The organism is Rhodococcus sp. GA1, from assembly GCF_024321955.1.
Classification (GTDB): Bacteria; Actinomycetota; Actinomycetes; order Mycobacteriales; family Mycobacteriaceae; genus Rhodococcus; species Rhodococcus pyridinivorans.
The window spans coordinates 1,230,463-1,241,722 of the sequence record NZ_CP097186.1 but is presented as its reverse complement, the minus strand read 5'-3'; the positions used below and the strand labels follow the sequence as shown (position 1 = coordinate 1,241,722).

The 11,260-nt window shown below is 68.2% G+C and carries 10 protein-coding genes; 3 read left to right on the top strand and 7 right to left on the bottom strand.

What is annotated here, in order from left to right; all coding sequences use genetic code 11:
• Window positions 1–8: 8 nt before the first annotated feature.
• Together recD and M3330_RS05765 are read left to right on the top strand one after the other, a co-directional pair.
• The gene (recD, locus tag M3330_RS05770) at window positions 9–1,886 is read left to right on the top strand and encodes an exodeoxyribonuclease V subunit alpha (RefSeq protein WP_037215769.1); all 1,878 of its coding nucleotides are present in this window, start codon (window positions 9–11) and stop codon (window positions 1,884–1,886) included.
• A 139-nt stretch (window positions 1,887–2,025) separates the two neighbouring features.
• A complete protein-coding gene (locus M3330_RS05765) occupies window positions 2,026–3,453 on the top strand; it encodes a lipase maturation factor family protein (protein WP_255027484.1) in 1,428 nt (475 codons plus the stop codon).
• 25 nt (window positions 3,454–3,478) lie between these two features.
• Here M3330_RS05765 and M3330_RS05760 read toward each other — a convergent pair whose 3' ends face one another.
• The 7 genes from M3330_RS05760 to M3330_RS05730 all read right to left on the bottom strand — a co-directional run bounded on the left by M3330_RS05760 (window position 3,479) and on the right by M3330_RS05730 (window position 10,108).
• Window positions 3,479–4,063 carry a hypothetical protein gene (locus M3330_RS05760; protein WP_255027482.1) on the bottom strand — a complete coding sequence of 195 codons (585 nt, stop codon included), beginning with the start codon at window positions 4,061–4,063 and terminating at the stop codon, window positions 3,479–3,481.
• 76 nt (window positions 4,064–4,139) lie between these two features.
• A complete protein-coding gene (locus M3330_RS05755; protein ID WP_033097265.1) occupies window positions 4,140–4,694 on the bottom strand; it encodes a sugar O-acetyltransferase in 555 nt (184 codons plus the stop codon).
• A gap of 22 nt (window positions 4,695–4,716) precedes the next feature.
• On the bottom strand, window positions 4,717–5,796 hold the full coding sequence (locus M3330_RS05750; protein WP_006550642.1) for an ABC transporter ATP-binding protein: 1,080 nt from the start codon (window positions 5,794–5,796) through the stop codon (window positions 4,717–4,719).
• A gap of 33 nt (window positions 5,797–5,829) precedes the next feature.
• Window positions 5,830–6,720, bottom strand: a complete 891-nt coding sequence (locus M3330_RS05745) for a carbohydrate ABC transporter permease (RefSeq protein ID WP_006550641.1) — start codon at window positions 6,718–6,720, stop codon at window positions 5,830–5,832.
• Window positions 6,717–7,682 carry a carbohydrate ABC transporter permease gene (locus M3330_RS05740; protein WP_006550640.1) on the bottom strand — a complete coding sequence of 322 codons (966 nt, stop codon included), beginning with the start codon at window positions 7,680–7,682 and terminating at the stop codon, window positions 6,717–6,719. Before M3330_RS05740 ends, M3330_RS05745 begins: the two co-directional genes overlap by 4 nt.
• On the bottom strand, window positions 7,679–8,989 hold the full coding sequence (locus M3330_RS05735; RefSeq protein ID WP_197481805.1) for a sugar ABC transporter substrate-binding protein: 1,311 nt from the start codon (window positions 8,987–8,989) through the stop codon (window positions 7,679–7,681). Before M3330_RS05735 ends, M3330_RS05740 begins: the two co-directional genes overlap by 4 nt.
• A 51-nt stretch (window positions 8,990–9,040) precedes the next feature.
• On the bottom strand, window positions 9,041–10,108 hold the full coding sequence (locus M3330_RS05730) for a sugar-binding transcriptional regulator (protein ID WP_006550638.1): 1,068 nt from the start codon (window positions 10,106–10,108) through the stop codon (window positions 9,041–9,043).
• Window positions 10,109–10,236: 128 nt separating this feature from the next.
• Between M3330_RS05730 and M3330_RS05725 the strand changes: the two genes are divergently transcribed.
• A complete protein-coding gene (locus tag M3330_RS05725; RefSeq protein WP_255028845.1) occupies window positions 10,237–11,256 on the top strand; it encodes an NAD(P)-dependent alcohol dehydrogenase in 1,020 nt (339 codons plus the stop codon).
• Window positions 11,257–11,260 lie beyond the last annotated feature (4 nt).

The window sequence follows — 11,260 nt, the reverse complement described above, 5'->3', positions numbered from 1 at the left end:
TCGAGTCCATGACCGACGTTCGGATCGCCCAGCGCGGCAAGGGCGCTCTGCGGCAGTTCAACGAGGTGGGCGCACTCTCCGCCGCCGACGTGCACGTCGCCCTGCGACTCGCGGCGCTCGGCGGCGAGGACGACCCGCACGTGCATCTCGCCACCGCGCTGGCGGTGCGTGCCGTGCGATCCGGGTCGGTGTGCCTCGACCTCACCCGTTTCCGCGAGGTCACGGTCGACGAGGACGCGGACGGCCATCCCGTCGTCGACCCCGCGAGCCTGCCGTGGCCTCGCGACGAGGACGTGCTCGCGGCGCTGCGTCGCAGCCCCCTCGTGGTCGGTGGCGACCGCGGACCTCTGCGTCCGCTGCGTCTCGTCGATACCGCGGAAGGTCCGCTGCTGTATCTCGACCGGTACTTCCGGCAGGAGCAGACGATCCGCCGGGTGCTCGCCGAGCGCACGGCGACGTTCCCCGACCTCGACGAGGAGCGCATCGCGGCGACACTCGACGAGCTGTTCCACCATCCCGAGGATCCCTCCCGGCCCGCGCCGGCACCCGATCGTCAGCGCGTCGCGGCGGCACTCGCCGCCACCCGACCGACCACGGTGATCGCGGGCGGGCCGGGCACCGGCAAGACCCACACCGTGGCGCGGATCCTCGCGCTGCTCACCCGCCTGTACGGACACGAACTGCGCATCGGCCTGGCCGCTCCCACCGGCAAGGCCGCTGCGCGCCTCCAGGAATCGGTGCGCGAGCAGGAGACCGAGCTGGGTCTGCCGCCGAATCTCACCGCCATGACCGTGCACCGGATGCTCGGCTGGCAGCGCGGCCGCACCCGCTTCCGCTACCACGCGGGCAACCACCTGCCGTACGACGTGATCGTCGTCGACGAGACGTCGATGGTGTCGCTGACGATGATGTGCCGCCTGCTCGAGGCGGTGCGGCCCGACACCCGGCTCGTCCTCGTGGGCGACCCCGACCAGCTCGCCTCGGTCGACGCCGGTGCTGTGCTTGCCGACCTCGTGGGGCGCCCGGTCAGCGGCACCCTCGATCCGGTCTTCGAGCGGGTCGTCGCCCGCGATGTGGCGGCCGCCGACGACCCCGCCGAGGCGGCCTTCACTCCGGCCCAACGCGCCCGGCTCGGTGGCGGTGTCGTGCGGCTGAGCCGCGGCCGCCGCTTCGGTGGTGCGATCGCCGAGCTGGCGGTGGCCGTCCGTAAGGGCGCCGGCGACGAGGTGCTCGACATCCTGCGCAGGGGCGACCCGGAGGTCTCGTTCGTGGCCCCCTCCGACCTCGACGCCCTGCGCGACGACATCGTCCGCTCCGCCGCCGAGGTCACCAAGTCCGCCGAGACGGGGGACGTCGAGACGGCGCTGAAGCGGTTCGAGGAACATCGGTTGCTGTGCGCGCACCGTGACGGCCCGGCCGGTGTGCAGTGGTGGGCGCGGCAGGCCGCCGAGTGGATCGGGGAGGCCGCGGGGCAGCGACTCGATCCCGAGAGCTGGTATCCGGGCCGGCCGTTGCTCGTCACCGCGAACGACCATGACATGCAGATCTACAACGGCGACACCGGCGTGGTCGTGCGGCGCGGCGACGAACTCGTCGCGGCGTTCGCACGCGGCGAGACGCCGTTCGAACTGCGCCCGAGTCAGCTCCCGGCGGTGAGCACCGTCTACGCGATGACGATCCACCGCAGCCAGGGCAGTCAGTACGGCACCGTCTCGGTGGTGCTGCCCGATTCCGGATCGGCGCTGCTCACCCGCGAACTGCTGTACACCGCGATCACGCGTGCGCGGTCGCACGTGCGGATCATCGGGACCGAGGATGCGGTACGCGCGGGCGTGGCACGGCAGGTGCTCCGAGCGAGTGGGCTGCGGCGGGAGATCCGCGTGTAGCCGGTCCGTCTCCGCACCCGTATCGAGTGAGGACGAGGCCCGATCCCGTCGACCCATCGTCGCAACACTGTCTCCGTCGGCGAACCGGACGTGGCATGCTCGAGATGGCGCGCACGACAGACGACGAACGAGCCGAGCGATGGACTGGTTGGACGCGGACGGGTACACGATCGGGCGGCTGCTGGTCACCCGTGGACTCGCGGTGCTGTACGCCGTGGCTTTCCTCGCGGCCCTGCTGCAGTTCCGGGCGCTGATCGGCGAACGCGGCATCCTTCCCGCCCCGCGCTTCCTGGCGCTCACATCGTTCCGGCAGTCGCCGAGCCTGTTCCACTGGAGATACTCCGACGCTCTGTTCACCGCGGTTGCCGCGGTGGGTCTCGTGTTGTCGGTGGTGACGGTGCTCGGTGTCACCGAGCAGTTGCCGCTCGTGGTCTGCATGCTCGTGTGGTTCGTGATGTGGCTGCTGTACCTGTCGATCGTCAACGTCGGCCAGGTCTGGTACTCGTTCGGCTGGGAGTCGCTGCTGCTCGAGGGCGGTGTGCTCGCGATCTTCCTGGGCAACGCCGATACCGCGCCTCCGCTGCTCGTGCTGATTCTGCTGCGCTGGTTGCTGTTTCGCCTGGAGTTCGGTGCCGGACTGATCAAGATGCGCGGCGACCGGTGCTGGCGCGATCTGACGTGCCTGTACTACCACCACGAAACCCAGCCGATGCCCGGCCCGCTCAGCCGCTACTTCCACCTGATCCCGCGGCCGCTGCACAAGGTGGAGGTGGCGGGTAACCACTTCACCCAGCTCGTCGTGCCGTTCGGATTGTTCCTGCCGCAACCGGTCGCCGGGATCGCCGCACTGATCATGATCGTCACGCAGTTGTGGCTGGTGACGAGCGGCAATTTCGCGTGGCTCAACTGGATCACCATCGTCATCGCGCTGTCGGTGGTGCCCGACAGCTTCTACGGGTTGCTGATCGACTCCACCACGACCTACGGTCCGACACCGATCGCGTTCACCGTCGCCGTGGTGGCGCTGACCGTGCTGGTCGCGGTGCTCAGCTACTGGCCGGTGTCGAATCTGATGTCGCATCGGCAGGCGATGAACGCCTCGTTCAACAAGTGGCACTTCGTGAACACCTACGGCGCGTTCGGCACCGTCACACGCACCCGGCGGGAAGTGATCGTCGAAGGCACCACCGATGCGGTGGTGACACCGGCGACGGAGTGGCGCGAGTACGAGTTCAAGGGCAAACCGGGCGACGTGTATCGCAGGCCTCGTCAGTACGCGCCGTACCACCTGCGTCTGGACTGGTTGATGTGGTTCGCGGGGATCTCGCGCGACTACGCCGCGGGGTGGTTCCCGCGGTTCGCGGGAAAACTGCTGGAGAACGATCCGGCCACCGTGAAGTTGCTCCGGCACAACCCGTTCCCGGACGACCCGCCCCGTCTGGTGCGGGCCCGCCTGTTCCGCTACCGCTTCGCCACGCGCGCCGAACGACGCGCGACGCGCCAGTGGTGGATGCGGGACGAGATCGGCGATTTCATGATGCCGATGGCGCGGGACGACCTGCCCTGACCGCGCTCCTTGATCGCCGATGCGGTCACCACACCTCGCCACCGGTCTCCGACACGGTGAAGCCATGGGTGTCCGTCTCGCACGTGACAGCGGTCTTCTCGTCGACGGTGCACGTGAACGGATCAACGGTGAGAGTGCTGCCGTGGGGCAGCGTATTCGGGGCACCTCCGAGATCCGTGAACGCGATGTCGCCGATGCTGACCCACTCTCCGGGGCCGTCCCCTTCGAGCATCAGGGCGTTCGCGGGCACCAGCACGTCGGGCGCGCCGCTGCCGGGGACCCGGGGTGCACTCGCCGGCATCGTGCCCTGGCAGCCCGTCAGGGGGGCGGTGTGGACGAGGATGGCGCATCCGAACTGCCCGCCCGGCGAGGCGAAGTAGTACACGCCCTCGCTGGTCGCCGCGTAGTCGTCGGGGTCGACCGGCTTCGGTGCGGCCGTGGTGGTCGCGGTCGTGGTCGGCGCCGACGAGGTCGCCGTGGTGCTCGACGGCTCGGGGGGTGCTTCGGATGCGGTGGCCTTACCCTCCACGCTGCGCGAACACCCTGCCGCGACGAGTGCCGCACCCGCGACGACGACGAAGCTGACGAGGCGTGCGCGGCGACTGATCATGCGGGGCAGCATAGCGAGCGTCGGGATCGACGCAAGTTCCGCTCCGATCGACTCGGAGGCGGTGGCTTCGATCGGCTCAGAGCCGGCGCGTCACCCGAGCAGGTACGCCCGTCGCCACGACGTTCGGCGGCAGGTCGCGGGTGACCACCGCGCCGGCTCCCACGACCGTGTTCTCGCCGATCGTGACGCCCGGTCCGACGATTGCGCCACCGCCGAGCCACACGTTGTCGCCGATCGTGATGGGTTGCGCCGATTCCCACTTCGCGCGGCGGAGATCGGGATCGAGGGGATGAGTGGGGGTGAGGAGTTGCACGTTCGGGCCGATCTGCACGTCCGAGCCGATCGTGATCGGCGCGACGTCGAGCATGATCGCGCCGAAGTTGACGAATGTCCCGTCCCCCACGGTGATCCGATACCCGTAGTCCACCTGCAGTGGCGGCCGGATCTCCACGTCGTCACCGATCGAGTCGAACAACTCCTCGAGGAGTGCGCGACGCGCATCCGTATCCGCTGCACTCGACGCGTTGTACTTCTCGGTCAGCAGCGCTGCCCGCAGCGCGTCGGCGGCGAGTTCGGGGTCGTCGGCGATGTAGAGTTCGCCGGCCAGCATCCGTTCCTTCTGCTCGCCCACCGAGGATCCTTCCGTCGCCGGGTCAGTCGCCCACTCGCTCTCCGGTGTCGACGTGGAACAGGTGCACCGTACCTTCGCGCTTGCGCAGGTGCACGGTGTCGGCGAGGCGTGCGGGGGTGCGGACGAGGGCCCGCGCGACCACCTGATTGCCGGTGCCGGGCACCCGCGTGTACAGGTACGACTCGCTGCCGAGTTCCTCGACGAGTTCGACGACGGCTTCGACGCCCTCGTCGGCGATCTCGAAGTCCTCCGGCCGGATCCCGGCGGTGACCTCCTCGATGCCTGCAGAGTGCAGTCGCGCGATGCGGTCGCGTTCGACGGGGATGACGGTGCTGCCCACGACGACTCCGTCGTCGACGACCTTCGCGCGGAGCAGGTTCATCGACGGTGAGCCGATGAAACCGGCGACGAACGCATTGGCGGGACGGTCGTAGAGTTCGGTGGGGCTGGAGAACTGCTGCAGCACTCCGTTCTTCAGGACGGCGACGCGATCGCCCATCGTCATCGCCTCGACCTGGTCGTGGGTGACGTAGACGGTGGTGGTGCCGAGACGGCGTTGCAGCGCCGCGATCTCGGTGCGAGTCTGCACGCGCAGCTTCGCATCGAGGTTCGACAACGGCTCGTCCATGCAGAACACCTGTGGCTCGCGCACGATCGCGCGTCCCATCGCGACGCGCTGGCGCTGACCACCGGACAGCTTGGCGGGCTTGCGGTCGAGGAACTGGGTCAGGTCCAGGATCTTCGCCGCCTCCTCGACCTTGCGGCGCCGCTCGTCCGCGCTCACACCGCGCATCTTCAGAGCGAAGCCCATGTTCTCGGCGACCGTCTTGTTCGGGTACAGCGCGTAGTTCTGGAAGACCATCGCGATGTCGCGGTCCTTCGACGGCACACCGGTCATGTCCTTGCCGCCGATGGAGATCGACCCCTCGTCGATGTCCTCGAGCCCGGCGAGCATGCGCAGCGCGGTGCTCTTGCCGGATCCGGACGGTCCGACGAGGACCACGAACTCACCGTTCTCGATGTCGAGGTTCAACGAATCGACCGCGAAGGTGTCGGAGTTCTCGTAGATGCACGAGGCGTTGCGGTAGGTGATGTCGGCCATGATGGAAGTCCTTGCTGGTAAAAGGAATCGGGTCTACTTGATGGCGCCGAACGACAGGCCGCGCACGAGCTTGTTCTGGGCGAGCCAGCCCGCGAGCACGACGGGCAGCGCCGCCATCGTCGCGGCGGCGGACAGCCGGGCCCAGTACAGGCCCTCACCGGTGATGAAGCCGACGAGGAAGACGGGAATTGTCTGCGCCTGAACAGCGGTCAGGTTGACGGCGAAGAAGAACTCGTTCCACGAGAAGATCACGCAGATCAGGGCGGTCGCAGCGATGCCGGGGGAGACGAGCGGCAGGATCAGCTCGCGCACCGCCGTCCACAGGCTCGCGCCGTCCATGCTCGCCGCCTCGAGCAGCTCGCCCGGGACCTCGAGGAAGAACGACCGCATCATCCACACCGCGATGGGCAGGTTCATCGCCGTGTACAGGATGATCAGTGCCCAGATGTTGTCGAGCAGGCCGACGTTCGCGACGATCACGTACAGCGGGATGATCGCCGCGACGATGGGCAGCATCTTCGTGCTGATGAAGAAGAACAGCACGTCCTTGGTCTTCTTCACCGGCCGCAGCGACAGCGCGAAGGCCGCCGGCACGCCGAGCAGCAGGACCAGCACCGTCGAGACGATCGTGGCGAAGGCCGAGTTGAGCAGGGCCGTGCCCACTCCGGTCTCGAACACCGCCCGGAACTGGTCGAGGGTGGGCGTGAAGAAGAACTTCGGTGGGTCGGAGTAGGCGTCGGCCTCCTGCTTGAAGGCGGTGAGCACCATCCAGAAGACCGGGAAGAAGAATCCGATGGCGGCGATCCACGCGACCACACCCCAGGGATTGAACTTGCGGTTCTTGCGCTTCCGGGCCGTGCGCATGACACGGCCGGTGGGTGCCGTGGTGTCCGAAGCCTGCGGCTGCGTGGCCGTGGTGCTCATGCCGCTTCCTCCTTGCCGGTGAACGATGTGAAGATCAGGCGCAGCGCGAAGGTGGCGATGACGATCGTGCCGATGACGACCACGACACCCATTGCCGCGGCCTGGCCGATGTCGAAGCCGAGGAACGCGCGCTGGTAGATGTAGAACGGCAGGTTGGAGCTGGCCGTGCCGGGTCCGCCCTGGGTCATCATGTAGATCGCGTCGAACGTGTTCACCAGGTAGATCGCGCCGAGAACGGTGCCGAGTTCGATGAACCGGCGCAGATGCGGCAGCGTCAGTTCGCGGAACAGTGCGAAGGCTCCGGCGCCGTCGACGCGGCCGGCCTCGAGGATGTCGCGGGGCATCGACTGCAGGCCGGCGAGGATGAGCAGCATCATGAACGGCGTCCACTGCCACACCAGCGCGACCATCACGGCCGGGAGCGGGAACCGGCTGATCCAGTCCACCTCTCCCAATCCGAAGGGGGAGAGAACGAAGTTGACGATGCCGAAAACGGGATCGAACATCGACGTCTTCCAGATCAGTGCACTGGCGACCGGGGTGACGAGGAACGGCGTGATGAGCAGGGTCCGTGCGATACCGCGGCCGAGGAACGCCCGGTCGAGCAGGAGCGCAAGAAGCAGCCCGAGTATCACGGAGATCAGGACCGTGCCGACGATGAGGATCACCGTGTTCAGGGTGACCTGCCAGAACTGGCTGTCCTGGAAGACGTCGACGTAGTTCTGGAGTCCGACGAACCGGCGGGAGCCGGGGCTGACGAGGTTCCAGGACTGGGTCGAGTAGTACAGCGTGAACAGGAACGGGATCTGTGTGACAACGATCGTGAAGATCAGGGCCGGGAGCAGGGGGCCGCGCCGGCGCCATCCCTCGGCGCGGGAGATCTGCTCCTCCTTCGCTTCCCGTACGGCGCGGATGCGCTCGTCGGCGTCCGGTGCGGGACGCTGCGCTGCAGGTGCGGTCATGACGTCTTCTCCCGGTAGGTCGCGCCGACGGCCTCGGCGTACTTCTGTGCCTGGTCGAGGGCGTCCTCGACGCTCTGCCGTCCGGCGATGGCGGCGCTGATCTGCTGGCTGACCCGGGTGCCGAGATCCTGGAACTCGGGGATGGCCACGAACTGGATGCCCGTGTACGGGACGGGGTCGACCGTGGGGTTCTGCTGGTCGGCTCCCTCGATGGATTCGAGGGTGATCGGGCCGTAGGCCGCGGCAGCCTCGGCGTATTCGGGGATCTCGTAGGTCGACAGTCGGCTGCCCGGCGGCACCCGCTCCCAGCCGAGTTGCTCGCCGACGGTGCGCAGGTACTGCTGGTCGGTCATCCACGAGATGAACTTCCAGGCGTCCTCGGTGTGTTCGCTGCTCGCGGGGATGCCGAGCGACCAGGTGTAGAGCCAGCCCGAGGGGCCCTTCTCCTGGACGGGCGCGGCCGCGTAGCCGATCTTCCCGACGACGTTGCTCGACGCGGGATCCTCGAGGGTCGAGACGGCGGAGGTGGAGTCGTACCACATGGCGACCCGGCCCTGCGCGAGTTGCGTGGCGCACTCGCTGAATCCGCTCGTCGCGGCACCGGGCTGACCGTACTCGCGGACGAGGTCGACATAGAACTGCACCGCTTCGCGTACCTCGGGACTGTTCAGCTGTGCGTTCCAGTTCTCGTCGAACCACCGTCCGCCGAAGGTGTTGATGACGGTGTCGAGCGGTGCGAGCAGCTCACCCCAGCCGGGCTTGCCGCGCAGGCAGATGCCGTTGATGTCGGGGCTGTCGAGTTGCGCTGCGGCCTCGGCGACCTCGGTCCAGGTCGGCGGGTCGGACAGCGTGATGCCGGCCTGTTCGAACAGGTCCTTGCGATACATGAGGAACGACGATTCGCCGTAGAAGGGCACCGAGTACAGATCGCCCTCGTACGAGAGTGCTTCGCGCAGCGAGGGAATGATGTCGTCGGCGTCGTAGCCGTCGGTCTGCTCGATGTACGGTGACAGATTCGTGAGCCAGCCGTACTCCGCCCACTGGGGAGTCTCGTAGTTGCTGATCATCACGACGTCGAACTCGCCACCGCCCATCGCCGTGGACGCGGTGATCTTGGCGCGGGCCTGGTTCTCGGAGAGGGTGACGAACTTCAGGTCGATCTCCGGGTTCTCGGCCTCGAACTGCGACGCGAGTTGCTGTGCGTCCTGCATCTGGGAGTTCGACACCATCGCGATGGTGACGGTGCGGCCGGACGTACCGATTGATCCTGCACCGGCACAACCGGTCAGTGCGACGCTCAGGGCCACGGATCCTGCCGCGGCCGCGCGGATGGATCTTCTTGCTGTAGGCACGATGGTCTACCTCATTTCGGTGGTGCCTCGTCCTTCGGGGTGCCGTTCTCGAGGGCGTTGGTCGGGATGGTCGAGCAGGTACTGGGCGCACGCGATGTCGCAGACGAGCATGTTCGCGAGACCGCCTCGGAGAGCGCCGAGTACAGCGCGGTGCTTGGACTGTCCGCCGGTGACGAGAATCGTGGCGGGGCAGTCGCGGACGTCGTCGAGAGGTACCGACATGGTGCGGCTTTCGAGTTCGCCGTGCACGGCGGTGCCGTCGGCACGGAAGAACCGGCCGCCGATCTCACCGACCGCACCGAGGCCGTCGAGTTCGTGGAGCATCGTGGTGTCGAGGAAGCTGCCCTCGAACAGGGTGGTCGAGGTCGACACGGCGCCCACACCGAAGATCATCGCCTCCGCGCGGCGCCCGACCTCGAGCGTGCGGGAGATCAACGAGTCGGCGCGCATCGACGCGACCGTGGACGGATCGGCGTACAGCGGTGTGGGAAGCCGGAGCGGTTGCGCCCGAAGCTGTTCGGCGCAGCGGCCGAGGACGAACTCGGTGCCGGTCTGGTAGGCGCTCGTGGAGAGGGAGCCGTCGAGCTGGACGATCGTGGCGCAACTGGCGACACCCGACGGGATGGCCTGTGCCACGGCGACGGTCTCCGGACCCCACGTGAATCCGAGGGTGTCGGAGGGGCGGAGACGGCGGGTGAGCAGGCCGGCGGCGGCGCGCCCGAGGGCGGTGAAGCTTGCGGAGTCCTCGATCGGACCCGCGTCGTCGACCCGGCGCCCGACCACCACGGCCTCGACGAGCCCGTAGCGCTCCTCGAGTGCCCGTTCGGTCTCGGCGTGCAGGTCGTCGCGCCAGGCGGGTGGCACGGTGACCTCGATGCGCACCAGGCCCTGGGCGCGAGCGCGCGCGACGAGCCGGCCGGCGGTGGGACGGGAGACGCCGAGACGCTGCGCCACCTCGGCCTGCGTGAGTCCGTCGAGGTAGTAGAGCGTCGCGGCCCGCACGGCGAGACGGAGATCATCGGTGGCTACCGGGCTCTCCGTGTCGGGGATGTTGGTGGGGCCGGGGGCGGTCACGAGCTCTCCTTGGTGTGAGCAGTATTCGGACGCTTCGTGAGCATCTGCTCAGGGGTGCGTGCATCTGCTCAGTACGTTAGCATCACAGTGTGACCCACACAACAGTTCGCCCGCCGCTCCCGGACACGATGCGTGCCGCCGTACTTCTCGAACCGGGCCGCATCGAGATGCAGGAAAGGCCACTACCTGCACCGGAGCCCGGCGACGTCCTCGTCCGGGTGATCACCGTAGGGGTGTGCGGTTCGGACGCGCACTACTACCGCGAAGGACGTATCGGCGAGTTCGTCGTGACCGATCCGATCGTGCTCGGCCACGAGGCGTCCGGGGTCGTGGTCGCGGTCGGGGACGGTGTTCCGCAGAGCCGGATCGGCGAGCGGGTCTCGATCGAACCGCAACGCCCCGACCCGCTCACCGAGGAGACGCGCCGCGGCGACTACAACCTGTGCCCGCACATGCGCTTCTACGCCACACCGCCCGTCGACGGCGCGCTGTGCGAGTACGTCACCATCGGGGCGGCCTTCGCGCATCCCGTTCCGGACACCGTGTCCGACGATGCCGCCGCCCTGTGCGAGCCGCTGTCGGTCGGTATCGCGGCCGTCCGGAAGGCCCGTGTCACCGCCGGCTCACGAGTCCTCGTCACCGGTGCCGGGCCCGTCGGCATCGTCGTCGCACAGGTCGCGCGCGCCTTCGGTGCGGTCGAGGTCGTCGTCACCGACCTCGACGAGCGACGACGCGAGACCGCACTGTCGTTCGGGGCGAGCGCTGCGCTCGATCCCCGCGTCGACGACCCGTCGGCCCTGCGTGTGGACGCCTACGTCGACGCGTCCGGCGCCCCCTCCGCCGTCGATTCGGGCATCCGCGCGGTCCGTCCCGGCGGCACCGTCGTCCTCGTCGGATCCGGCGCCGAGACGATGACCCTGCCGGTGCAGTGGGTCCAGAACCGCGAACTGATCCTGACCGGCGTGTTCCGCTACGCGAACACGTGGCCGACCGCGCTCGCGCTCCTCGGGGCGGGACGGGTCGATCTCGACTCGATGGTCACCGCCCGGTTCCCCCTCGACAAGACCGCCGACGCACTCGAATCCGATCGGACACCCGGAAACATCAAGGCCGTCGTGGACGTGACCGATCCGGCGGGAAAGGACTGAAGAT

Bases quoted from the DNA above. Each gene is read 5' to 3' on its own strand.
- recD (WP_037215769.1), top strand. From the start codon at position 9: ATGACCGACGTTCGGATCGCCCAGCGCGGCAAGGGCGCTCTGCGGCAG.
- M3330_RS05765 (WP_255027484.1), top strand. From the start codon at position 2,026: ATGGACTGGTTGGACGCGGACGGGTACACGATCGGGCGGCTGCTGGTC.
- M3330_RS05760 (WP_255027482.1), bottom strand. From the start codon at position 4,063: ATGATCAGTCGCCGCGCACGCCTCGTCAGCTTCGTCGTCGTCGCGGGT.
- M3330_RS05750 (WP_006550642.1), bottom strand. From the start codon at position 5,796: ATGGCCGACATCACCTACCGCAACGCCTCGTGCATCTACGAGAACTCC.
- M3330_RS05745 (WP_006550641.1), bottom strand. From the start codon at position 6,720: ATGAGCACCACGGCCACGCAGCCGCAGGCTTCGGACACCACGGCACCC.
- M3330_RS05740 (WP_006550640.1), bottom strand. From the start codon at position 7,682: ATGACCGCACCTGCAGCGCAGCGTCCCGCACCGGACGCCGACGAGCGC.
- M3330_RS05725 (WP_255028845.1), top strand. From the start codon at position 10,237: ATGCGTGCCGCCGTACTTCTCGAACCGGGCCGCATCGAGATGCAGGAA.